This is a genomic window from Streptomyces sp. NPDC055400, from assembly GCF_053644375.1.
The window spans coordinates 195,703-219,096 of record NZ_JBSHLM010000020.1; the positions used below are offsets into that span (position 1 = coordinate 195,703).

Annotated in this window: 21 protein-coding genes and 1 pseudogene; 12 read left to right on the plus strand and 10 right to left on the minus strand. The window is 73.1% G+C overall.

Annotated features, from left to right (window positions below; all coding sequences use genetic code 11):
* Positions 1-240 precede the first annotated feature (240 nt).
* Both ACWIGU_RS40065 and ACWIGU_RS40070 read left to right on the plus strand, forming a co-directional pair.
* Positions 241-825 (plus strand): GNAT family N-acetyltransferase, encoded by a 585-nt coding sequence (locus ACWIGU_RS40065; RefSeq protein ID WP_454406752.1) that lies wholly within the window; start codon positions 241-243, stop codon positions 823-825.
* 28 nt (positions 826-853) lie between these two features.
* Positions 854-1,099 carry a DUF2630 family protein gene (locus ACWIGU_RS40070; RefSeq protein ID WP_356288891.1) on the plus strand — a complete coding sequence of 82 codons (246 nt, stop codon included), beginning with the start codon at positions 854-856 and terminating at the stop codon, positions 1,097-1,099.
* Positions 1,100-1,172: 73 nt separating this feature from the next.
* Here ACWIGU_RS40070 and ACWIGU_RS40075 read toward each other — a convergent pair whose 3' ends face one another.
* The 3 genes from ACWIGU_RS40075 to ACWIGU_RS40085 all read right to left on the minus strand — a co-directional run bounded on the left by ACWIGU_RS40075 (position 1,173) and on the right by ACWIGU_RS40085 (position 3,594).
* Complete coding sequence (locus tag ACWIGU_RS40075; RefSeq protein WP_454406753.1) at positions 1,173-1,847, minus strand: phosphatase PAP2 family protein; 675 nt, start codon at positions 1,845-1,847, stop codon at positions 1,173-1,175.
* 73 nt (positions 1,848-1,920) lie between these two features.
* Positions 1,921-2,856 carry a M56 family metallopeptidase gene (locus ACWIGU_RS40080; RefSeq protein ID WP_454406754.1) on the minus strand — a complete coding sequence of 312 codons (936 nt, stop codon included), beginning with the start codon at positions 2,854-2,856 and terminating at the stop codon, positions 1,921-1,923.
* 186 nt (positions 2,857-3,042) lie between these two features.
* A complete protein-coding gene (locus ACWIGU_RS40085; protein WP_454406755.1) occupies positions 3,043-3,594 on the minus strand; it encodes a DUF5134 domain-containing protein in 552 nt (183 codons plus the stop codon).
* A 217-nt stretch (positions 3,595-3,811) separates the two neighbouring features.
* On the opposite strand from ACWIGU_RS40085, the gene ACWIGU_RS40090 reads away from it, so the two are divergent.
* Both ACWIGU_RS40090 and ACWIGU_RS40095 read left to right on the plus strand, forming a co-directional pair.
* A complete protein-coding gene (locus ACWIGU_RS40090; protein ID WP_454406756.1) occupies positions 3,812-5,548 on the plus strand; it encodes an FUSC family protein in 1,737 nt (578 codons plus the stop codon).
* Positions 5,545-6,075 (plus strand): MarR family winged helix-turn-helix transcriptional regulator, encoded by a 531-nt coding sequence (locus ACWIGU_RS40095; protein WP_454406757.1) that lies wholly within the window; start codon positions 5,545-5,547, stop codon positions 6,073-6,075. Before ACWIGU_RS40090 ends, ACWIGU_RS40095 begins: the two co-directional genes overlap by 4 nt.
* 30 nt (positions 6,076-6,105) lie before the next feature.
* Here the strand turns inward: ACWIGU_RS40095 and ACWIGU_RS40100 are convergent, their stop codons facing one another.
* Complete coding sequence (locus ACWIGU_RS40100) at positions 6,106-6,804, minus strand: AfsR/SARP family transcriptional regulator (RefSeq protein ID WP_454406759.1); 699 nt, start codon at positions 6,802-6,804, stop codon at positions 6,106-6,108.
* Between the two features lie 475 nt (positions 6,805-7,279).
* On the opposite strand from ACWIGU_RS40100, the gene ACWIGU_RS40105 reads away from it, so the two are divergent.
* Positions 7,280-7,786, plus strand: coding sequence for a DUF305 domain-containing protein (locus ACWIGU_RS40105; RefSeq protein ID WP_454406760.1), 507 nt, complete (start codon positions 7,280-7,282; stop codon positions 7,784-7,786).
* A 168-nt stretch (positions 7,787-7,954) separates the two neighbouring features.
* Here ACWIGU_RS40105 and ACWIGU_RS40110 read toward each other — a convergent pair whose 3' ends face one another.
* A complete protein-coding gene (locus ACWIGU_RS40110) occupies positions 7,955-8,740 on the minus strand; it encodes a FadR/GntR family transcriptional regulator (protein WP_454406761.1) in 786 nt (261 codons plus the stop codon).
* Between the two features lie 143 nt (positions 8,741-8,883).
* Between ACWIGU_RS40110 and ACWIGU_RS40115 the strand changes: the two genes are divergently transcribed.
* From ACWIGU_RS40115 to ACWIGU_RS40145, 7 genes and pseudogenes are all read left to right on the plus strand, one after another.
* Complete coding sequence (locus ACWIGU_RS40115; RefSeq protein ID WP_454406762.1) at positions 8,884-10,140, plus strand: M20 family metallopeptidase; 1,257 nt, start codon at positions 8,884-8,886, stop codon at positions 10,138-10,140.
* Positions 10,137-11,585 (plus strand): aldehyde dehydrogenase family protein, encoded by a 1,449-nt coding sequence (locus ACWIGU_RS40120; RefSeq protein WP_454406763.1) that lies wholly within the window; start codon positions 10,137-10,139, stop codon positions 11,583-11,585. The genes ACWIGU_RS40115 and ACWIGU_RS40120 overlap by 4 nt, the downstream gene beginning before the upstream one ends.
* A 42-nt stretch (positions 11,586-11,627) precedes the next feature.
* Positions 11,628-12,416 carry an SDR family NAD(P)-dependent oxidoreductase gene (locus ACWIGU_RS40125; protein ID WP_454406764.1) on the plus strand — a complete coding sequence of 263 codons (789 nt, stop codon included), beginning with the start codon at positions 11,628-11,630 and terminating at the stop codon, positions 12,414-12,416.
* Between the two features lie 209 nt (positions 12,417-12,625).
* Positions 12,626-13,827, plus strand: a pseudogene (locus ACWIGU_RS40130) (RNA-guided endonuclease InsQ/TnpB family protein).
* Entirely contained in the window at positions 13,812-14,354 is a 543-nt protein-coding gene (locus tag ACWIGU_RS40135; protein WP_454406765.1) for a hypothetical protein, read from the plus strand. Before ACWIGU_RS40130 ends, ACWIGU_RS40135 begins: the two are co-directional and overlap by 16 nt.
* Positions 14,354-14,494: a hypothetical protein gene (locus tag ACWIGU_RS40140; RefSeq protein WP_454406767.1), complete on the plus strand. Its 141-nt coding sequence runs from the start codon at positions 14,354-14,356 to the stop codon at positions 14,492-14,494. Before ACWIGU_RS40135 ends, ACWIGU_RS40140 begins: the two co-directional genes overlap by 1 nt.
* Positions 14,491-16,827, plus strand: coding sequence for a penicillin acylase family protein (locus ACWIGU_RS40145; RefSeq protein ID WP_454406768.1), 2,337 nt, complete (start codon positions 14,491-14,493; stop codon positions 16,825-16,827). The genes ACWIGU_RS40140 and ACWIGU_RS40145 overlap by 4 nt, the downstream gene beginning before the upstream one ends.
* Here the strand turns inward: ACWIGU_RS40145 and ACWIGU_RS40150 are convergent.
* From ACWIGU_RS40150 to ACWIGU_RS40170, 5 genes are all read right to left on the minus strand, one after another.
* A complete protein-coding gene (locus tag ACWIGU_RS40150) occupies positions 16,806-17,876 on the minus strand; it encodes a DUF917 domain-containing protein (protein ID WP_454406769.1) in 1,071 nt (356 codons plus the stop codon). The two genes, ACWIGU_RS40145 and ACWIGU_RS40150, sit on opposite strands and share 22 nt — an antisense overlap.
* Positions 17,869-19,440 (minus strand): hydantoinase/oxoprolinase N-terminal domain-containing protein, encoded by a 1,572-nt coding sequence (locus ACWIGU_RS40155; RefSeq protein WP_454406771.1) that lies wholly within the window; start codon positions 19,438-19,440, stop codon positions 17,869-17,871. Before ACWIGU_RS40155 ends, ACWIGU_RS40150 begins: the two co-directional genes overlap by 8 nt.
* Positions 19,441-19,495: 55 nt before the next feature.
* Positions 19,496-20,911 carry a purine-cytosine permease family protein gene (locus tag ACWIGU_RS40160; RefSeq protein ID WP_454406772.1) on the minus strand — a complete coding sequence of 472 codons (1,416 nt, stop codon included), beginning with the start codon at positions 20,909-20,911 and terminating at the stop codon, positions 19,496-19,498.
* An 87-nt stretch (positions 20,912-20,998) separates the two neighbouring features.
* Positions 20,999-22,366 carry a hydantoinase/oxoprolinase N-terminal domain-containing protein gene (locus ACWIGU_RS40165; protein WP_454406773.1) on the minus strand — a complete coding sequence of 456 codons (1,368 nt, stop codon included), beginning with the start codon at positions 22,364-22,366 and terminating at the stop codon, positions 20,999-21,001.
* Positions 22,363-23,370: a DUF917 domain-containing protein gene (locus tag ACWIGU_RS40170; protein ID WP_454406774.1), complete on the minus strand. Its 1,008-nt coding sequence runs from the start codon at positions 23,368-23,370 to the stop codon at positions 22,363-22,365. Before ACWIGU_RS40170 ends, ACWIGU_RS40165 begins: the two co-directional genes overlap by 4 nt.
* Positions 23,371-23,394: the final 24 nt, after the last annotated feature.

The following is a 23,394-nucleotide window of genomic DNA, read 5'->3' on the forward strand; positions in this document are numbered from 1 at the left end:
TGCCCGAGGGCCCTTTGCGGAACCTTTGGCCAGGGCTCTCGGGCGTATCCGGCGACGCGGGGGATCGTCGGATACGCCTGGTTCTGCCGGGCCGCTGTCCGGACGGCGTCGGTGCCGTCCGGACAGCGGCCCGGTACGGGTTTCCGGCACGGGACGCGGGATTCCGGTACGGGTTCCGGAACGGCCGCCGGCGCCGGAAATCCCCGCCGCGGCGGACGCCTCACGGGGCACACTGGCCCGATGCCGCAGTTGATCGCTCCCGACGTCCGCGTCCACGCCTCCTTCCTCGCCGCCATGGACGAGGCCCGCGCCGAGGGCGCCGGCGGACCCGACGACGACTCCACCGCGGGGCTCAGCCTGCGCGCGTACGGAGACACCTGGCAGGACCCGGCCGTCTTCGCCGAATACGTCGCCCGCCTGCGGCTCACCCACGGACCGCGCAGCATCCTGCGGTACGACGTCGAGTGCACGACCCTCTGGTACGTCGACGGGGACACCTACCTCGGCCGCCTCGCCATCCGCCACCGCCTCACCGCGGCCTGGCTGCGCGACGGGCACATCGGCTACGACGTACGGCCCGGCGCCCGCGGGCGTGGACACGCCACCGCGATGCTCCGCGCAGCCCTCCCGCTCGCCGCCCACCTGGGCGTCGACCCCGCGCTGATCACCTGCGACACGGGCAACGCCGCCTCCCGCCGCGTCATCGAGGCCAGCGGCGCGGTGCGGGACGACTCGGGCGAGGACGACGGGGTGCTGCGGTACTGGGCGCCCACCCGATCCGGATCGCACACCGGGCGAACCCTCCCTAGAGTGGGCAAGGGATGACGGGCGGCCGACTGGGAGGCGTACCGACATGGATCAAGAGCAGATCCTGGCCCGGATCACGGCGATGGTCGACGACGAGAAGCGCCTCCGCGCGTCGCTCGCCTCCGGTGAGATCGACGGTGCGACCGAGCACGAGCGCCTGGCCGCCGTGGAGCGCGAACTCGACCAGTGCTGGGACCTGCTGCGCCAGCGGCGGGCCAAGACGGAGTTCGGCGAGAACCCCGACGAGGCGAGGGCCAGGCCCGAGTCGCAGGTCGAGGGCTATGAGTCGTGACGGTCCGGCAGTGACAGCCCAGTCGTGATGTGCCAGTCATGACGGCACACCCTGACGGTCTTGCCCCGACGGGTCACCTGCTCGCTGCGAGCCGCTCGTACGCCGTCACCGACACGGTCACCGTCAGTGCCCCGAGCAGCCAGCCGCCGAGTACGTCCGAGGGCCAGTGCACGCCGAGCCACAGCCGCGTGAGGCCCACGCCGACGACCGACACCACCGCGAGCGCGCACGCCGTGCGCCACAGGACGCGGCCCGCGCCGTAGCGGTGCAGCAGCCAGAGGGTCAGCCCGCATGTCACCATCGCCGTCATGGCGTGCCCGGAGGGGAAGGCCGCGTAGTGCGCGGAGTCCACGGGGTCGGTCCACACCGGGCGGTCACGGCCGACGGCCGCCTTCAGGCCCTGCTGGATCACTGTGCCCACCGCACATGTGGCCACCACCCATAGTGCGAGCCCCCAGGCGTTATGGCGCCATACAAGCCAGACGACGACCACGGCGCACAGGGCGCGCATCGTCCACGGGTCCCAGAACCAGTCCGTCAGAATCCGGTTCACCCGCGTCAGTGCGGGATCGTCGACGGCCCAGCGGTGGACGGTGCGCGCCAGTTCGCCGTCCAGGGTCATCAGCGGTTCCCAGCGGGTCGCCACCGCGATCAGCAGCAGCGCGCTGAGGGCGGCGAGCACCGCCGTCGCGCGTGCGGGCCGCGGATGCCGGGGACGGGGCGGGGAGTTCACCGGTGCCGGGTGCATGGGGAAGATCCTCACCCATGGACGGCGCCGGTGGCCATCATGCGGAGCGGGCGCGTCCGGCGCGGGTCGTCGCTCAGCCCAGCGCGCGCAGGCCCGGCACGAACGTCACCAGGAGCGGCACCACCGGTACGAGGGCTGCCGCGGCGGTCAGGCGCAGACGCCGCGCCGGGGTGAGCCGCCGCGGCGGGGTCAGCAACCGGTGCACGCGCTGCGGCACATGGGCCTGCGGCGTGGGGCAGGGGCCGAACACCCCGCGGTCCTCGTTGAGTTCGACCAGGGCGAGGGCGATGGTCAGCCGTCCGAAGCGGCGTGACGCCATGTCGTCGGCGGCCAGTTCGACGAGCCGGTGCATCTCGTCGCGGAACGCGGCGAAGACCGGGACCTGCGGGAAGCCCGTGGCCAGCGCACCGGAGCAGTGCAGCAGCCAGTCGTGCCGCCACTGTGCGTGGCCCATCTCGTGCGCGAGGACCGCGTCCAGCTGACGGCCCTTGAGGCGGCGCAAGGCGGCCGTCGTGATGACCAGTTGGGGCGCGGCGCCCGGCAGCCACCAGGCGTCGGGGCGCTCACCTTCGAGGACCACGAGTCGGTCGCTGCCCGGCTCCTCGCCCGGCAACAGCGGGGAACGCACCAGGAGTTCGGCGCGCCGCTGCCTGCGCCCGGCCCCCGAGCGGAAGATCTCCCGGGCGAGCATCGCCGCGGTCCACAGCCCGCCGAGGGCGAGCGACACGGCCAGCGTCGCCGCCCAGCCGCCGGCCGCCCGGAGCGCGTACGCGTCGACGACGGCATGCGGGGCGGACGCGAACACATGGCCGCGGACGGCCTGCCAGGCGGCGGCCGCGCTCAGCGTCATCGAGAGCGCGCAGCACAGGAGGACGCCGGCCACCACGCACTGCCACACCCACAGGGCGACCACCGGCTCGCGCTCCGGCCAGTCGGCCCGCGCGAGAAGGCGCGGGGCGAGGACAGCGGCGAGGGTGCCGAGCAGCAGCAGTGCTACGGGGACCGTCATGGCCTCAGCCTATGAGCCGGGGCTACCGGAGGGTACGGGCTGTCGCGTCAAGTGACGTACACCACGGTTTTGAGCGGGCAGTTGTCCGCTATGGAGCAGTTTCCCGGGATCCTGTCCGTACGGGCCCGGGGCGGCACCCCAACGGCTCCGGCCTGCGCGTTCGCAGGGTCGACAGGTCTTGCGCGTCTACAGGGTCAGCAGCATCGCGACCATCCCGATGCCCATCGAGAGCCGGCAGGCCCGTGCCAGCTCCGGGCGGTCGCCCCACCCGGTAGCCGGCGGGCCGCCCCCGGCCGCCGTCGCCACCGGCACCAGCCGCGCGCCCGACCACAGCACGTACCCCGCGAAGTAGAGCAGGAGCAGACCGGTCACCAGTGGTGCGCCCGCCGCTGCGTGACCTGCGTGCCCGCCCGGCGCCGCGGCCATCGCCACCGCCATGTACGCCATGGCGAAGGCGCCCACCAGGTGGTGCAGATGGTGTGCGTTCGAACGCGCCGCCCACAGCGCGCGCAGGGCCGCGGCCCCGAACACGACCGCGTACGCCGCCCAGGCGGCGGGTGGCGGCGTGACCACCGCGGCCGGTATCGCCATGAGCGCCATGCCGAACCCCATGAGAGCCTCGCCGCCCGCCGTGCGGCGCTGCTCCTCGACTCCGCTGCGCATCCGCAGCAGGCAGTACGCCCCCGTCGCCGCGCACAGCGCGACGAGCAGCCAGGCGGCCGAGCCCGGTCCGTGCACGCGAACCTCCCCCAGTCGGACGCCGTACCGCGTCGGGGACGAGATGCCCGTGCACGGCGGGGCGCAATCGAGCGCAGGGGAGCACCGGGCGCTTTCGGCAGTGCCACCGTGCGCGGGTGTTGCGCGGTCGGTTGCCCCCCGGGTGCAGGGAGTGGGTGCGGTGGTCGGACAGGGAGTCAGAAAGTTTCCAAGTAAAACACCTGCTAAACTTCTCCGTATGAGCAGCGCAGAAACGACAACCCCCACCCCGTCCAGGCCCCGGCCCGTCCGTCCGCTCCCGCTCGCGGGGGTACTGCGTCTCAACAACCCGTCCGACATCTGGTTCAAGCCCGCGACCAGCGTCGTCGTGTCCGCGGCGGTGCCGAATCTGACGCTGCTCGCCCTCGGCCGCCTCGACCTCGCGATGTACACGATGGCCGGGTCGCTGTGCGCGCTCTACGCACACAACCTGCCGTACGCGGCGCGCGCACGGGCCCTCGCCTGGGTCGTCCTCGGCATGCTCGCGAGCCTCGCCGCGGCCCTGCTCACCGCCTCGCTCACCTCTTCGGCGGCCGTACTCGTGGCGGTCGGCGCGCTCCTCGCAGCCGCCCAGAAGACCCTGTGCGACGCGACCCGCATCGGCCCGCCCGGCCATCTGATCCTTACGTTCATCAGCTCCGCCAGCCTCTTCGCACCGCAGCACCTGGGGCAGATACCCGGCCACCTCGCCCTGACCGCCGGTGCGGGCGCCGTGGCCTGGCTGGTCGGCATGGCCCCCGCCCTCGTCCGGCCGCACGGCCCGGAGCGGCGCGCCACCGCTCGCGCCCTGAACGCCGCCGCCACGTACGTGAGCGCCGAGGGCGGTGCGCGGGAGCGGGCCAGGGCCGGTGCTGCCGCCGCCGTCCACGCCGCCTGGCAGTCCCTCCTCGCCACCGGCGGCCGGGGCGCCGCCCGCCGCGCCCTGGAGCGCCTGGTCGTGCGCGCCGAGGTCGCTCTCGGCGCCCCCGCCGACGCCGACCCCGCACTCCTGCGCGACTGGGCGGCAGGCCTGAGCGGCACGGGCCCCGTCCCGCGCGTCAACCACGCCCACGCCGACGAAGCCGCCGACGAAGTCCTCGGTGTCGAGGCCGAACTCGCCTTCGGCAAGCCGTCGTTGTGGCGCAGGCTCGCCCCCGGCTCGCCTCTCCTGCCGGTCGCCCTGCGCACCGCCGTCGGCTGCGCCCTCGCCGGATACGGGTCGCTCGCCCTCGGGATCGGCCGCCCGTACTGGGCCCTGGTCACCGCCGCCTCGCTCTACCAGGCCAATGTCACCCTCACCTGGAACCGCACCGTGCAGCGCGTGGCCGGCAATCTCGCCGGAGTGCTCGTCTTCGCCGCCGTGGTGCCCCTCGCCCACGCCGGCCAGATCTTCGTCGTCCTGTTCTGCCTGCTCTTCAGCTTCGGCGCCGAGGCGTTCATCTCCCGCAACTACTGGCTCGGCAGCGTCTGCGTCACCCCCATGGCGCTGCTGATCACCGAGTTCGCCAGGACACAGGAGGCCGGCGAGCTCATCACGGACCGCGTCGTCGACACCCTTGTCGGGGCGCTGCTGGGCATCGTCGCCGCAGTGATCGTCACCAACCGGCGCGCCGCCGACCACATCGAGCTGGCCCTCGAAGCGACCGACCGCGCCCGCGAGGCCGCGGAACGCATCCTCGGCTCCCCGCGTCCTGAGCCCGGCGCCCTGGAGGCCGCGCGCCGCAGGCTCGCCGCGGCCCTCGTCGAGCTGCGCGCCGCCGACGACACCGCGGCCGGCGAATGGTGGCAGCGCGCCCTGCCCGAGGAGCGTGTGGTCACCGCTGAGCAGGCCGGACACCGTACGCTCGCGGCGACGGTCCGACGCGCGACGCCGCGGACCGTCCGAAACCCCGAGAACGCAGTGAACGCAGACGAGCACAGGGGCGGCACGGACGCCCGGGAGAACACGCGAGCATGACGACACGGAACGGCAGGGCGGCGGCGGACGACACCGTCGCAGCGGTGGTGCGGCAGTGGCAGACCGTCCGCCCCGACATCGACACCGGGCCCATGGAGGTCATCGGGCGGATCAACCGCTGCGCCGCCCTCCTCCAGCAGGCCGAGGACGCCCCGCTGCGCCGCGCCGGGCTGACCCGCGCCGAGTTCGACCTGCTTGGCGCACTGCGCCGTACCGGCCACGAACTCACCCCGGGTGACCTCGCCCGGGAGACGTTCTCCTCGGGCGCCGCCGTCACCAAGCGGCTCAAACAGCTCCAGGAGCGCGGCCTGGTCGGCCGGCGCGGCGACACCCGCGACCGGCGCGTCTCCCACCTCAGCCTGACCGACGCCGGCCGTGACCTCGTCGACGCGCTGCTGCCCGACCAGCTCGCGTACGAGAAAACGGTGCTTTCCGGCCTCGGTGGCGCCGGGCAGGGCCAACTCAGTGTGCTGCTGGGCGAGTTGCTCGGTCAGCTCGAAGGCCGTCCGGGTGGTCCGCGCGCCTGATCCCGTCCCTTTTCACCATGGCTTGGGATTTCACTCGAACGGGCCCGGGTCGATCCCCAGCTCGTCGGCGAGGAGGCGGCGCCCCTCCTGGTAGACGGCGAGCGCCTCCGCCTGCCGCTCGCAGCAGTACAACGCCGTCATCCACTGGACGCGCAGGGCCTCGCGCAGTGGGTGACGCGTCACCAGGCCGGTGAGCTCGGCGACCAGCTGCTGGTGCTCGCCGAGGGCGAGTTCGGCCTCGATGCGGCTCTCCAGGGCGGCCATCCGTGCCTCGTCGAGCTGCGGGGTCTCGGCGTCACGCAGATAGTCGGTGACGCCGCCGAGCGCCGGCCCGCGCCACAGCGCGAGGGCCGACCGCTGCAGACCCGCGGCCCGGTCGGGCCTGCCCGCGCGCAGCTCGACGTGCCCGGCCCGTGACAGCCGCTCGAACTCGTCGGCGTCGAACTGCCCCTCGCCGATGCGGATGCGGTAGCCGGACGGTTCACGGAGCACCTGCGCGGCGGGACCCAGCCGCTTCCGCAGCCGTGAGACGTACGTGTAGAGCTGGGCGCTGACCGTGGCCGGTGGACGCTCGTCCCACAGGAGCGTCGTGAGCCGCTCGTCCGGGATGACGTCGCCCCTGGCCAGGAGCAGCGCGGCGAGCAGTGTGCGCTGCTTGCGCCCTTGGATGGCGATCTCCCGCCCGTCGCAGCCGCACACGCGCAGCGGCCCGAGTATGCCGAATTCCACTCGTTCTCCCCCGTCGATTCACCGCTGTTCCCGATGCCTCCGAACGGCCAGGTCACGTGGCGTGCACGGGCATCGGCTGTCGCAGCGTAGGGCGCCTCCTGTCCCGGTTGCGCGTGGCGGCTGCCCCATTCGCGTCCCGGGAGCGGTGCGGGACCCGGGACCCGGGCGCCCGGGACAGCGGGCCCTCTAGCGTCGGCCTGCGTCGGTCCGGCGCACGAACCGGGGGTCTCCCATATCTCAGGGCCAGCAACAGCACCCGGCCCGTGGGGCCGGCCGCGACGGCACGTCCCGGCAGGCGCGGCTGGCCGGCCTGCGCAGCCGTGAGCGCCGCGGAGGCGGCCGCCGGGGCCCGGACCCGCCGCGTCCTGCTCGTCGCCGCGGCCGCCGTCGCGCTGGTGGCCGCCCTGCTCGCCGGTGCGGTCCTGGCGGGCGGGCCAGCGCCGCCGGAACCTCCGCCCCGCCGGCCGACGACTCCGTGGCCGTCGGCTTCGCGCGCGACATGGCGGTGCACCACCAGCAGGCGGTCGAGATGTCCCTCCTCGTTCTGCGCCGCGGCGCCTCGCCCGAAGTGCGCACGCCGGCGTACGACATCGCCAACACCCAGGCCAACCAGCGCGGCATGATGCTCGGCTGGCTGTCCCTGTGGGGCAGGACGGCGACTTCGAGCCGACCGCCCATGGCCTGGACGGGCATGCCGCCACCCAGCGCGGAGGACCGCAGGGAGGGCGTCCTGATGCCCGGGATGGCGAGCCGCGCCGAGCTGGACGCCCTGCGCGGCTCGCGGGGGAAGCGGGCCGACGAGGTCTTCCTGCGGCTGATGATCGCGCATCATCGCGGGGGAGTGCACATGGCGAGGGCCGTCGCGGGACACGGGGCCCCGGTAGCCGTCGAACGGCTCGCCCGCACGATGGTCGCGGGCCAGCAGGCCGAGATCGCGCTGATGCAGTCCCTGCTGAAGGCCTCCGGCGGTGGTCCGCGGTAGCGGTTTGTTGCGGGCTGGAGGTCTGTGTCGGTGGGCCGGGGTGGCGGTTGTTGCGGGCTGGAGGTCTTCGGCGGTGGTCCGCGGTAGCGGTTGTTGTGGGCCGAAGGTCTGCGGCGGTGGCCCGCCGTTGCCGCCGCTCCGGGCTGAGCCCTCCGGCGGCAGGCCGCGTCAGTCCCTACCCCGAGGATTCTCCACGGCCGCCGCGAGCAACCGCCGTGTCTCCGGCTCCACATGGTCGGCGTAGTACTCGTACAGCGCCTCACGGCCGAGCCGGGCCGCGCGCGGCGCGTCGCCCGAGGTGATCGCGTCGAGCACCTGCCGGTGGTGGGTGATCGAGCGCTCCATCCAGGCGACGGCGTCCGCGGCGCCCGCGATCTTCTCCTCGATGACCCCGACCACCGCCTCGTGCACCGCGCGGGCGCACAGGCCGAGCAGGGAGTTGCCGCTCGCCTCGGCTATGGCCCGGTGGAAGAGGGCGTCCGCCTCGCTGAAGGCGTGCAGGTTTCCCGTCGACGACTCGCCGAGGCGTTCCATCCGGTCGATCTGCTCCCGCATCCGGGCCAGGTCGTCGGGGGTGTGCAGGCGCGCGGCGAGGCGGTTGCTCTCCGCGTCGAGCACCATGCGGAACTGCACCAGTTCGCCGAGCGAGGCGATACGGGAACGGGTCAGGCGGCTCAGGGCCTGGCTGAGGTTGTCCGGGGAGACGCCGAGGACCTCGGCGCCCAGCGGGTCGCCCGGGCGTGAGCGGATCAGGCCCGCCGACTGGAGCACGCGCAGCGCCTCGCGGACCGTCGAGCGGCCCACGTCGAAGCGCACGACGAGTTCGCGCTCCGCCGGGAGCCGGGAGCCGGGCGGCAGGTCACCGCTGAGGATGCGCTCCTCGATCTGCTGGGCCACCCGCTGATAGGCGCGGACCGGCTTCACCGGCTGGAAGAGATCGTCGTCGGGCGGCATGTGCCTCTCCATGTCGGGCAGTTGCGCCGGAGTGAATCCATGATCCGGCCATTGACCCGGGCGTGAACGTGGAGGCAGAGTACGGGAAATCAACTGGTCTGACCAGTCGACTGGCCTCGTGGCCACCCCGACTTGGAGGTGCGATGAGTTCCCGCTCCACAGCCCTGCCCGTCCCCGTGACCGACGCCGCGGCCGCGGTCGCCCTCACCCAGGAACTCGTCAGGCTGCGCACCGTCAACGCCGCGGGAGCCACCGAGGTGGAGCGCCCCGCGGCCGACGTCGTCCAGCGGCTCTTCACGGAGTTCGGCTGGAAGTACGAGGTGGTGGAGGTCGTCCCCGGGCGGCCCAACACCGTCGCGGTGGTCGAGGGCGGCGGCGGGGACGGCCCCACGCTGATGTTCGAGGGGCACATCGATGTCGTCACCGAGGGCGACACGGCCGACTGGACCGTCGATCCGTACGGCGCCGAGATCCGCGACGGAAAACTCTGGGGCCGCGGCTCGGCCGACATGAAGTCCGGTGTCGCCGCCATGATCTACGGGGTCCGGGCCCTTCAGCTGGCCGGGCCCTTCCCCGGCCGGATCGTCGTCGGCGTGCTCTGCGACGAGGAGGGGCTGATGCTCGGCGCGAAGGCGTTCGCCGCGTCACCGCTCGCCCGCGAGGTGGACGGCGTCATCGTCTGCGAGCCCGAGGGCTACGAGGTGTGCACCTCGGCGCGCGGCGGGATCCGTATCCGTCTCGACCTGCACGGCGTGATGGCCCACGGTGCCATGCCGCAGGAGGGCAGAAACCCGATCGTCGCCGGCGCCCGCATCGTCGAGGCGCTCGCCGACGTGCAGGAGTGGGCCGAGGAGCGCTACGGCGAGCATCCGCACGCGGGCCGCGTCACCGTCACCCCGACCGTGCTGCTCGGCGGCGACCCCGACCAGCTCAACGTGATCCCCGCGCACGGCGTCGTCGGCATCGACGTACGGACCGTACCGGGCATCGACCACGCCGAACTCATCGAGCGCGTCAGGCAGTTCGCGGAACGGGCGGCCTCCGGAGCGGGGGTGTCCGTCGAGGTCACCGTCGTCGACGACCGGCCCGCCGTCGAGATCCCCGAGGACCACCCCGTGGTCACCGCCCTCGTGGACGCACACCGCCAAGTGCACGGCGAAGCACCACCGTTCGGAGCCGTTCCCGGCACCACCGACGGCACGATCCTGACGCGCGACGCCGGTCTCGCCACCGTCGTGTACGGCCCCGGCGGCAAATGGATCGCGCACCAGGCCGACGAGTACGTCGAGGTGCACGAGATCGCCGCGTACACGCGCGTGTACGCGGCCGCCGCGCAGGCCTTCCTCACCGCCCGTACAAACGGGGGAGCGGCGCGATCAGACGAGGGAGCGGCGCGATGACGTATCCGCGAGAAGTGCCCACGGGCCTGCCGGTCGGGGACGCCTGGGTTCCCGCGCCGTCGCAACGGCCTGTCGTCTTCCCGTACGACGGGAGCGAGTTCGCCTCGGCGCCGGTCGGCGACGTGGACCTCGCGCGGCGCGCCGTCGAGCACGCCGCCGGGCTCCGCAAGGAGGTCGCGGTCCTGCCTGCGCGGGTGCGGCGGGACGTGCTCGCCGGTGTCGCGGCCGACCTGGAAGGCGTCTCGTCCCGGATGGCGAAGCTGCTCGTCCTGGAGACCGGGAAGCCGCGCGTCGACTGCGACACCGAGATGCGGCGCGCCGCCGCGACCTGGCGGGCCGCCGCCGACGAGGTGGCCCACCTGCACGGCGAGACCGTCCCGCTGGACCTCCAGGCCTCCGGCGACGGCATGTTCGGGTTCTGGACGCGCAGGCCCATCGGGGTCGTCGTCGGCATCGCCGGCTTCAACTACCCCGTACTCCTCGCCTCCCACAAGATCGCCCCGGCGCTCGCCGCGGGCTGTCCCGTGATCATGAAGCCCGCACCGGCGACCCCGCTCGCCACCCTCTGGCTCACCCACCTCGTCCGCGAGCGCCTCGCCGCGGCCGGCGCGCCGCCCGGAGCGGTCCAACTCGTGACCGGCGACACCGAGGTGGGCCGCACCCTCACCACGCATCCCGACGTCGCGGCGGTCTCCTTCACCGGCTCCGCCACGGTAGGGCACCGCATCGCGCGCGACGCGGCGCCCCGCAAGGTCGTCCTCGAACTCGGCTCCAACGCGGCGCTCGTCGTCGCGGCGGACGCCGACCTCGACGCGGCCGCCGACGCCGTGGCCCGCGGCGGCTACTACGCGTCCGGGCAGGCGTGCATCTCGGTCCAGCGGGTCATCGCCGTCGAGGAGATCGCCGGCGCCCTGGAGAAGAAGATCGTCGAACGGCTGCCCGACGTCGTGGTCGGCGACCCGCGCGACACCGGCACCCGGGTCTCCGCGCTCATCGACGAAGCCGCCACCGAGCGCGTCCTCGACTGGATCGGCCGGGCCAGGGCGGCCGGTGCCCGGGTCGTCGCGGGCGGGGGCCGCACCGGCGCGAGGTGCCTCGCCCCGACCCTGCTCGCGGACGTCCCCGACGGCGAACCCGCCTGGGACGAGGAGGTGTTCGGCCCCGTCGTGTGCCTGCGCACCGTCCCCGGACTCGATGCCGCGTACGACCTGGTCAACGCGAGCCGGTACGGGCTGCACGCCGCGGTCTACACCCGCGACCTCGGCGCCGCCTTCCGCGCGGTCGACGCGCTCGACGTCGGCGGCGTCGTCATCAACGAAGTCCCCGGCTACCGCAGCGACATCGCCCCGTACGGAGGCGTCAAGGACTCCGGCACCGGACGCGAGGGGCCGCGTTTCGCCATCGAGGAGCTGACGGTCACGCGCATGGCCGTCATCCGCCCCTGACGGATCCGATCACCTCGACAGACCGAAAGGCAGCAGTACTTCATGGACTACGCGAATCTGTTCCGCCTCGACGGCAGGCGCGTCGCGGTCGTCGGCGGCGCGGGCGGCATCGGCCGTGAGGCCGTCCGCGCGCTCGTCGCCCAGGGCGCCGACGTCGTGGTCGCCGACCGGGACGAGAAGGGCGCCGAGCAGACCGTCGCCCTGGCCGGCGCGGACGATGTCCGGTCCGGCACCGCGTCCGCCTACGCCCTCGATGTCCTCGACCCCGAGGCGATCCGCGCCGCCGCCGACGTGTGGGGCCCCCTCGACGCGCTCGTCGTCACCGTCGGCGCCAACGTCCGCAAACGCATCGCCGACTACACGCTCGACGAGTTCGACCGCGTCATCGCCCTGAACCTGCGGGCCTACGTCAGCCTCGTCCAGACGTTCGCCCCCGGCATGGCCGAGCGCGGCCGCGGCAGCGTCGTCGGCTTCGCCTCCATGCGGGCCTTCCAGGTGGAACCGGGCCAGAGCGTGTACGCCGCGTCGAAGGCCGGCCTCGTCCAGTTCCTGCGCACCGCCGCCGCCGAATGGGGCCCGCGGGGCGTGCGGTTCAACGCCGTCGCCCCCGGAGTCGTCCGCACCCCGCTCACCGACCAGATCGCCGCGGATCCCGCCTGGTACGACGCCTACGCCCAGGCCTCCGCGCTCAGGCGCTGGGCTCGCGCCGACGAACTCGCCGGTGCCGTCGCGTACTTGGTCTGCGACGCGTCGACGTACGTCACCGGCAGCGTCCTGACCGTCGACGGCGGCTGGACCGCGGTCGACGGCCGCTACGACCCCGCGCTCTGAACACCCCGCCCGCCGAGCACGCCGCCCCTCCCCGCTCCCTCCTCAAGGAGCTTCATCGGGTTCCTCCGTGCATGCTCCGCCCCTTCAGGGCGGAGGGGAAACGGACTCCTGCGGGGCAGTGCAGGGATCTGTGATGTGCCGTCAGGGTGGGGCGCAGTGCTGTGACCCGCAGGCTTGGATTTAAGCCACGGCCGCATTAGTTTGTGAGCGTGACCACGACGTGCGTGAAGCGGGCGTTCAAGTACCGCTTCTATCCGAGCGATGCGCAGGCGGCCGAGCTGTCGCGCACGTTCGGCTGCGTGCGCAAGGTCTACAACCTCGCGCTGGTCGCCCGCACCGAAGCGTGGACGCGGCAAGAGCGGGTCAACTACAACGCCACCTCAGCGATGCTGACCGCGTGGAAGAGGACCGAGGAACTGGCCTTCCTGGGCGACGTGTCGTCGGTGCCGTTGCAGCAGACGCTGCGGCACTTGCAGACGGCATTCACCCACTTCTTTGCCAAGCGGGCCAAGTATCCGCGCTTCAAGTCGCGGAAGAAGTCCCGCAAGTCCGCCGAGTACACCACCAGCGGGTTCCGCTTTTGTGACGGCCGCCTGACACTCGCGAAGACGAGCGAACCGCTCGACATCGTGTGGTCGCGCGCCCGCTCCCCCCGGGAGCAAAGCCGTCTACGGTGACCGTGTCGCAGGATGCCGCGGGACGCTGGTTCGTGTCCCTGCTGTGCGAGGACCCGTCCGTGTCGCCGCTCCCGGCAACCGGCCAGGCGGTTGGCATCGACGTAGGTCTCGACCATCTCCTGACCCTGTCCACCGGCGAGAAGATCGCCAACCCCCGGCACGAACGCAAGGATCGTGCCCGCCTGGCCAAGGCCCAACGGAACCTTTCCCGAAAGGCCAAGGGTGACGGCGCCAACCGGGCCAAGGCCAGGCGAAAGGTCGCCAGGATCCACGCCCGCATCGCCGACCGGCGCCGCGACCACCTGCACAAACTGACCACTCGGCTCGTGCGTGAAAACCAAACGCTCGTGATCGAGGACCTGACCGTACGCAACATGGTCAAGAACCGGAGTCTTGCCCGCGCCATCAGCGATGCGGCGTGGTCGGACTTCCGGAGCATGCTGGAGTACAAGGCCGCCTGGTACGGGCGGGAAGTGATCGCTGTCGACCGCTTCTTCCCCTCCTCCAAGCTGTGCTCCCACTGCGGCACCCTCGCAAAGAAGATGCCGCTGCACGTTCGAACCTGGACCTGTGACACCTGCGGAACGACCCACGACCGGGACACGAACGCAGCGAACAACCTGCTGGCCGCCGGACTGGCGGTGACAGCCTGTGGAGCTGGCGTAAGACCTCAACGGAGAACTCCGGGCGGGCAGTTGGCGACGAAGCAGGAAACCCCATGGCGCGAGCCGTAGGAATCCCCCTCGTTCACGAGGGGGAGGAAGTCAAGCTGTCCATCGGCACCCTGTGGGGAAAGACCGTCCTCGGCGGCGGCAACGGCGCCGACCCGCGCCGCCCGCGGCCGGCCGTCACCGACGGCCACGACCTGCGCACCAAGCGCCGCTCGCAGGCGGTCTGCGTCCTCGCGGGCCTGGTCGCGCTCGGCGGCAGCCTCTTCCACCCCAACACGCTCGTCCAGCTGTCCGTCCTGTCCTACGAGGGCCTGGCCCAGCTCGTGCCCGTCGTACTGCTCTCCCTGTTCTGGCGGCGCATGACCGCCCGCGCCGGGATCTGCGGCATGCTCGTCGGGCTCGCCGTGATGACGGGGCTGTGGGTCACTGACAACGATCCGTGGCACGGGGTCAACGGCGGCATCATCGCGCTGGCCGCGAACCTCGTGGTGACGTTCGCGATCACCCGCGCGACACCGGCCCCGAGCGCCCCCGCCCCGCAACGGCCCACTGTCCAGGCCGCCTCGGCGGCCCCGGCGAAGGAGTCCTGATGACCGACGAGACCGCACCCGTCCTCCACCGCGCCGCCCACATCGGCAGCCGGAGCGGCGCCGGCCCCGAGCCCGAGACGATCGTGGAAGCGGAGGGCGGCGCCCAGGCGTACGCGGCGACAGGGGAGACGTACCGGTGAACTCGCAAGCAGCGAACGACTTCGAGATACCCGGCCTCGCCGGACCCGTGGAGATCCTCGTCGACCGGTGGGGCGTCCCCCATCTCTACGCCGGCTCCCAGGACGACCTGTTCCTGGCGCAGGGCTTCAACGCGGCCAGAGACCGCCTCTTCCAGCTGGACCTGTGGCGCCGCCGCGGACTCGGCCTCCTGTCCGAGGTATTCGGCGAGCGGTACGTCGAACACGACCGCGCCGCCCGCCTGTTCCTCTATCGCGGCGACATGTCCGAGGAATGGAGCGCGTACGGCGAGGACACCGAACAGATCACCACGGCGTTCGTGAACGGCATCAACGCCTACGTGTCCCTGTGCCGCCGCGACTCTTCCCAACTCCCCCCGGAATTCGTGACGTTGGGCTACCAGCCGGCATTCTGGGGGCCATCGGACGTCGCCCGCATCCGCAGTCACGGCCTTCAGTACAACCTCCACGACGAGGTCGCCCGCGCCTTCACCCTGCGCGACCACGGCACCGGCGTCGAAGACCTGCGCCGCCGCCGCGAACCCGCCCCGCACCACCTCACCGTCCCCGAGGGCCTCGACCTGAGCGTCATCCCGGACGACGTGCTGCGGGTGTACGACCTCGCGACGGTTCCGCCCTGGCCCGACGCGGCCGCCCTCCAGGGCATCGACGGCTCCAACAACTGGGTGCTCGCCCCGTCCCGGACCGTCACCGGCCGCCCCATCCTCGCCAACGACCCGCACCGCGCGGTCACCCTGCCCGCCCTGCGCTACATCGCGCACCTGACCGCACCCGGCATCGACGTCATCGGCGCGGGCGAACCCGCCCTGCCCGGCCTCTCCATCGGCCACAACGGGAACATCGCGTTCGGCTTCACGATCTTCCCGATCGACCAGGAGGACCTGTACGTCTACGAGACCGACCCCGACAACCCCCGCGCCTACCGCTACAAAGGCCGCTGGGAAGCCATGACCCGCGTCACCGAGACCATCCCGGTCAAGGACGGGGAGCCGGTCGAGGCCGAGCTGTGGTTCACCCGGCACGGCCCCGTCATCCACGAACATCCCACGCGCGACGCCGCGTTCGCCGTCCGCGCCGCCTGGCTCGGACCCGGCATGGCGCCCTACCTCGGCAGCACCGGCTACATGCGGGCCGAAGGACCCGACGCGTTCCTCGCCGCCCTGCGCCGCTGGGGCGCGCCGGGCGAGAACCAGGTGTACGCCGCGCCGGACGGCACCGTCGGCTGGCGCCCCGCGGGCCGCGTCCCGGTCCGCCCGAACTGGGACGGCACCCTGCCCGTGCCCGGCGACGGCCGCTACGAATGGGACGGCTTCCTCGACGCCGACGCGCTGCCCGCCGAACGCGACCCGGACCAGGGCTGGTTCGCCACCGCCAACCAGATGAACCTGCCGCCCGGATACCCGAACGACCGCGACACGGTCACGTACGACTGGTACGCCCCCACCCGCCACCACCGCATCGCCGAAGAGCTCGACGCGCGCACAAACTGGACCGTCGAGGACTGTGTACGGCTCCAGACCGACACGGTCAGCCTGCCCGCGCGCCGCATCCTGCCGCTGCTCGCCGGTCTGGCCGGCGACGACGAAGCGACGGCGCGGGCCATCGGCCTGCTGCGGCACTGGGACGCCGACGTCACGGCGGACTCGGCGGCCGCCGCGCTCTTCGAGATCTGGTACCGCCGCCATCTGCGCCCCGCCGTCTTCGGCAAGGCACTGCAGCAAGTCGCCCCCGACGCCGAACGCGCCGCGGCCCTTGCCCGGATCCTGCCGCCCGACGACCCGGCCTCCGACCCCCGCGTCGACCTGGACCTGCTCACCGGCGCGGAGACCACCCTCGACCCGGGCACCCTGCTCGCCACTCTGACCGCCGCCGTCGCCGACCTCTCCGCCCTCCTCGGACCCGACCCGGCCGCATGGAACTGGGGCGCGCTCCACCACGCCCGCGTGTTCCACCCGGTGACCGCCCTCCACGACGGACCGCAGCCGCCGTGGGCGTCGGTCGGTCCCGCCCCGCGCGGCGGCAGCGGTGACACGGTGGGTGTCGCGCCGTACGGACCCGACTTCCGCCAGACGACGGGCGCCACGTTCCGCCTGGTCGTCGACGTCGGCTCCTGGGACGACTCGGTGGCCATGAACTCACCGGGCCAGTCCGGGAATCCGGACAGCGAGCACTACAGCGACCTGTTCGCCGCCTGGGCCGCCGACGGCTCCTTCCCGCTCCTCTACACGCGCGAGCAGGTGGAGAAGCACACGACGCGGACGATCACCCTGCGACCGCCCGCGCCGGCCACCGATCAGGACCCGAACGGCAGATAGTCGACGTCGTACCCGAAGTACCGCGGCCCGGCCAGCGCCAGGCCGCCCGGCGAGGTCCACCGGGGGTCGCAACGCGCGGCCAGCACGCTGACGCGCAACCCGTAGCGCAGCCCCTCGGTGGTCACCGGATCGCCCGACTCGCTGTCCAGGACACAGATCAGGTCGGGCGTCGTGGCGACGGTCACGCCGTCACGTGTGGCCAGCAAGTGCTCGTTCTGGAAGTCGAGTTCGAGCACCCGCCCCGTCTCGTCGGCGATGCCCTCGATGCGGGCCCGGCCCCGCGCGAAGCCGCCCTCGGTCCGTCGGCTCACGTCGACGACCTTGCCGGTCAGCAGATGGACACCGGCGAGCATGGCGCGGGCCGCGGCCACCGGGTCGCTGTGCGCGGCCCGTGCCTCGCGCACCGCCGCGCCGAGCCGCTCCGCCAGGGTCAGCGTCGCGGGCACGAGGCCGTCGGCGAGCTGGTCACCGCGCAGCACCGTGTCCGCGGCCGAGATCTGGCAGCCGAGCTCCACGCACACGGCGCGCGCGATCCGTTCGGCCGCGTGGTTGTCGACGGCCTCCACGATGATCGTGTTGCCCTTGTCGTCCGCGAGCGCCATCGGCGAGTTGGTCACGCCGATCAGGCCCGGCAGCACCATCTGCGCCTCGGGGAAGGCCCGCCCCATCGCGTCGCCGTCCACGATCGGGAGGCCCGCCTGCGCGGCGCACGCGATGGGCAGCATGGAGTTGACGCCGCCGACCTCGATGGGCGCGATGTGCGTGGCGGGCCGGCCGATGTGCTTCTCCAGCGCCCGCAGGGCGGCCAGTTCCTCGCCGCCGTTCGGGACCCGCTCCAGGAGGACGGTCGGCGCCCCCATCCCCGACACCGGCACGACGGTGGCGTCCGGCGCCACCTCGTCGATGTCCACGACCCGCACCGGGCCGTGCTTGCGGATGGCCTCCCGTGCCAGGAGTTTGCCGATGTACGGGTCGCCGCCCCCGCCGGTGCCGAGGATGCCGGCGCCGCGGGCGATGTCGTCGAGGTTGTCCAGGTTGATCTCACGCATGTGCCGTCGCTCCGTGCTGCTGGGTTCCGATGCGGTGCAGGTCGAGGGCGCCGACCGCCTTGACGCGGATCCGGGTCGCGCCGCCCGGCAGATACGCGAGTGGCACCTCCTCGATGTCCACGACGTGTACGGTGCCTCGCCGCGCGCCCGCGTCCTCGGCCCGTCCCACGGCTTCGTCGCGCGCCTCGGCGAGCACCGAGTCCCTGCGCCCTTCGGGGATGTGGAAGACCCGGTCTACCTCGCCACCGACCTGCGCGATGGCCGCGCCGACCGCGTTCGCGACGCCGAAGTTGCCGGGCCGTCGTACGTCGTCGAAGCCGGGCAGCGACTCGGGCACCAGGATCGAACCGCCTCCGACGGCCACCACGGGCAGCGGGGCGGCCGAGGTCCGCATCCGGTCGACGCTCTCCGCGAGCCGGTCGGCGATCCGGTCCAGGGCGTGCGTCACGAAGCCCGTGTCGAGGTGCGCGACCCGCGCCGAGTCCCCGACGTCCGCGCGGCCGGCGGCCACTGCCAGGTCCGTCGCCGTCAGTGTCGTGCCGCCGAAGACTAGTGCCTCCTCCGTCAGCCGGTAGCCGACCGACCGCGGCCCGGTCTCGCCGTCCGGCGACACCAGCGAACCGCCGCCGATGCCGAGCGAAAGGACGTCGGGGATACGGAAGTTGGTGCGGATGCCCGCCGCCTCGCTCTCGCCCGCGGCCTCGCGCGGGAAGCCGCCCGCGAGGATGCCCACGTCCGCGGTCGTGCCGCCCACGTCGACCACCGCGCAGTCCCCGAGCCCGGACAGGAAGGCCGCGCCGCGCATGGAGTTGGTGGGGCCCGACGCGAACGTCGCCACCGGATACGTACGGGCGAAGTCCACGTCCATCAGCGTCCCGTCGTTCTGCGACAGGAAGAATGGCGCCGTGATCGACACCTCCGCGAGCGCCTTGCCGAACGACTCGACGATGACCGTCGCCAGGTCCCGCAGCGCCGCGTTGATGATCGTGGCGTTCTCACGGGCGAGCAGGCCGATCCGGCCGAGCTCGTGCGAGAGCGAGAAGTGCACGCCGTCGCCCAGCTCGCCGCGCAGTATCTCCGCGGCGCGCCGCTCGTCGTCCTCGGCGACCGGTGAGAACACCGAGGAGACGGCCACGGATCCGATCCCGCGCGCGGCGATGTCCACGGCGGTCCGCTTCAGCTCGTCCGGGTCCAGAGGGGACAGCACCCGGCCGTCGAACTCGCGGCCACCGTGGCACAGATAGCCGTGCCCGCCGACCGCGGCCCGCTGTCGGTCGGGCCAGTCCGTCATCGGCGGCAGGGCCGCCGTCGCCGGCAGGCCGAGGCGCACGGCGGCGACGGGCGCCAGCCGGGCGCCCTCGATGAGGGCGTTGAGGAAGTGGGTCGTGCCGATCATCACCGCGGTGATGGACTCGACGGGCGGGTCGAGGGCCCGGACCGCCGCCGTGACCCCGGACGTGATGTCCGGCGTCGTCGGCGACTTGGCCGCCGCGAGGACTCGGTCGTCGTCCCCGAGCAGGGCGGCGTCGGTATTGGTTCCTCCGACGTCGATGCCGATGCGCATGTGGTGGCTTCCTTCGTGCGTACGTGGACGGTGCGTCCGTGGGCCGGTACGGGGTTCAGTGGGCGGTGGCGGGGAGGGGGTACGTCGCGCCGGACTCGGCTTCGATCTGGGCGGCCGGGCGGGCGGGCTGGGTGAAGGGCAGCTCACGGACGCCGCGCACGAGGCCGAGCTTGCCGAGGATCACGTAGCCGAGGCCCGCGAGGATCAACGAGTTGAGCGCCGGGATGCCCCACCAGGCGTAGTGGTCGCTGAACCAGCCGACCAGTGAGGCGGCCGTCCACAGGGCGACCGTGGCCGGCACCCAGCTCGGCTCGCTCTCCGGAAGCCGGCCGATGGCACGCGAGGCGTCGAGCTGGGGGCGCCACTTCTTCACGACGAAGTACTCGGCGACCATGATCCCGGCGACGGGAGGGGTGAGGACGCCGAGGATCGTGAGGAAGTCCGTGAAGTGGTCCAGGATCCCGGCCGCCGCGGCGAAGCTGCCGAGGACACCGATGACGACGGTCGTCCCCACCCGGCCGAGGCGCACCTTGAACACCGACTCCACGGCTGTGATCAGGCCGAGCGCGGACGAGTACAGGTTCCAGTTGTTGATCTTCACGGTGGCCGACACGAGGACGATCACCCCGACCACGCCGGAGCTGGACGTGATGATCGCGATCAGGTCGGAGGACTTCACGGCGTAGGCGAGGAGCACCCCGGCGAGGCCGAGGACGTACTCGCCGAGGGAGATCCCGACCAGGGTCTGCTTGACGACGTCGCCGGTGGTGCGGTTGAAGCGCGTCATGTCGGGTGTCGTGACGGCGCCGACGATGTACGAGCCCGCGACGATCGTCGCCCCCGTCGCGATGGAGATGTGCGCGCCGAACGGTGGCGACGCGACCAGGTCGGTGAAGCTGTGCCGGGCGATCTGTACGGTCATCGCCCACCCGGCGAGGCCCAGGAACGCCGGGACGGTCACGAACGCCGTCCAGCCCATGGCCCGGAACCCGCGCAGCACCAGCGCGGTGACAGCGAGTCCGCAGATCAGGCACCAGGCCCACAGCGGTATGGCCGGCACGATCGACTGGAGGCCGGCGGCGAACACCGCGGTCTGCACCCCGAACCAGCCGAACAGGCTGACCGCGATGACGAGCCCGATGAGCGTCGAGCCGTACCGCCCGAAGCCGGTCCAGCGCACCAGCATCGAGGTCGCGAGGCCCTCGCGCATCCCGGCGATGCCGACGAAGATGCAGACGACCTCCAGGATCACCGAGCCGAGTGTGAACGCCCAGAAGGCGCCCCAGAAGGAGAGCCCGGCGCCGAGCGTCGCGCCGAGGAGGAACTGCGTGAGGTCGGAGAGCTGGCCGAACCGCTGCACGGCGACGTTGAACCAGGAGTAGCGGGCCGCGCGCGGCACCCGCTCCAGGGGGTAGTCCTCATCGGCCCGGTCGTTCTGGCCGGGCGTCGGCACGTCGGATGGCTTGGGCATGGGGACGGACCTCGCATCGAAGAGGGATGGGCGGGATCACGGCAGGGCGAAGCTGAACTGCCGTGGTGGAAAATGAGGTTGAGCAGGTCAGAGCGGTAGCGGCGGACCGAAGGCCCTGGCCCTCAGGAGCAGTGCGCCCGGCAGGTAGGGCACGGTGAGATCCGGTTCGAGGAGCGTGCTCACACGGCGGGGATCCGCCCCGGCGCGCACGGCCCCGGCCCGGGCTAGGTCGCGCACCTCGTCCCGTGCGGCGTCGAGACGCCGGCCGGGACCGGCCCGCACGATGCGCTCGTGGTGGCCGCCCACCGGGCTCGCGGCCGCGCCGAACGCGCCCGCGACGCCCCCGTGTTCGGGCCGTACGACATCGCACCCGGGAAGCGCGCGGCCGGGCAGCGCGGCCGCGCCACCGCCGACCAGGACGACGGGGAGCCGGCCGGCGGCCGGCTGCATGCGGTCCACCGCCTCCGCCAGGTCGCGGTGTGCCGCGGCGCCGACGGTGAGCAGTTCGGGGACGCGCAGGCTGACGGGTACGCCGCCGATGCGCCCTCCGGGTCCGGCCTCCTGGGGGTAGCCGGCGGTCAATGCGCCTACGCGGGCGTGACGTTCGCCGATGTCCGCGACCACGGCGTCCCGCACGCCGCCGAGCAGCCCCGCGCCGCGGATCATGCACGCCGGGCCGGAGCCGAGGCTCAGGCCGGGCTGGCGGCGCAGGTGGTCCAAGCTCATCAGGGTGCCGTCGTGCCGGGTCACGAGCACGGAGGCACCCGGCGCGAGCCCGAGCAGGGGGAGCGCGGCCGTCAGCTCGTCGGCGACTCGGGCCACCAGGAGGCACAGCGCGGCGTCGAGGACGGTCGCGTTCTCGCGCCGCAGCAGCCCGAGCGAGCCGATCTCGCCCGACCGGACCACCGGCACGTCGGCGCCCGCCTCGGCGCGCAGGATCTCGGCGGCCTCCCGCTCCTGTGTCCCGTCGGCGGGTGCGAACACGGCGCAAACCGCGAACGCCTCGGCCCGGCCCGCGAGTTCGGCCCCGAAACGGGCCACAGCGTCCCGGTCGAGCGGCGCCCCGTCGTGCGGGCCGAGCCCGCCGCCACCGGCCACGTTCGCGGTGCCGGCGCACACGGCGTCACGCAGCTCGGCGGGCCACCCGAACAGCGGTCGTACGGTGTCGGCGGCCTCACCCCCGATGCGCAGCACCCCCACATGGGCGAGGCCCGCACGCTCCGCCAGGGCCCGGTCGGCGACCCGCAGCCCCACGGCGAGCTGCGTGGCGCGCGCCCGCGGCTCGCGGGGCAGTGTCTCGACAGCGGCGACGAGCGAACCGACCGCGTCGCCGGGCACAGACGGCACCCTCACGGCCCGCAACGCCCGGCTGCCGCCGGTGGCGCCGCCCGTGCCGTCGCCGTCCAGCAGGACGGCATCCGTGCCGGTGGGGCCCACATCCACACCGATGATCATGGCGTGGCCTCCCTCGTCAGCCCGTGCATGCCGAACGCGGCGGGTCCGGCGAGGCGCAGGCCGGCCTCCGAGTACCAGATCGGCGCCGACGGAAGGGTGACGAGGCGCACCCGCAGCCCGTACCTGACCTCTTCCACGGGCACCGCCCAGCCGGTTTGCACGTCGACGAGAGCGATCACGTCGGGCACCAGCGCCAGCGCCCTGCCGTCCTCGACCGCCGCGACGAACTCGCTGCGGGCCTCGATCCGTACGAGGCGTCCCGCGTCGGCGCCGGTCCCCTCCAGGAGCACGCGTGTCGCGTCCTCGTCGGTCCGCCGCACGGACGACACCTTGCCGGTCAGGACCGGCAAGGGCCCCTCGCCGCGCCCGACGGCGACGGCCCGCGTCACCGAGCCCGCGACCGCGTGCCGGGCGGCCTGCCCGGCCGTCAGCGGGTACTCGGACGACGCGGCGTGCCCGCCGAACGTCGCGACCACGGCCCGCGCCAGTTCCTCCAGCCAGGGGCCGTCGACATGGTCGAGGACGACGGTGCGGCCGTACTCGTCCGCGAGCACGGTCGGGCCCGGCCGCAGCCCGGCCAGTTCGAGGACGTTCTGGTCCATGCGCGGGAACGCCCGGCCCATGGCGTCGGCGTCGAGCAGCGGCAACCCCAGCCGGGCCGCCCAGGCGACGGCCGTGCAGCCGTTGAGCCCGCCGATCTCCGAGATGAGGACGGCGGCGACCGGGACGCCGTGCAGCGCCTCGACCCGCTCCCGCATCCGCGCGGGCTCGGCCCGGCTGCCGATGCGCTCCTCGGCGACGGCGGGCGAGCCGATCAGGCCGACGGGCATGACGAACGCGTCCTCAGGCAGCTCGCCGGCGGTGACGACCTGCACGGGCCCGCACTCCTCGATGGCCTGCTCGGCCACGGGGCACGTCACGGCGGCGGGGCCGCCGCCGCCTCCCGAACCCAGGACGGCACAGCCCCGCGCGAAGTCGGCGAGCACTCCGGCGTCCATCTGCATACGGCTCAGAGTACGAGCTCGCAC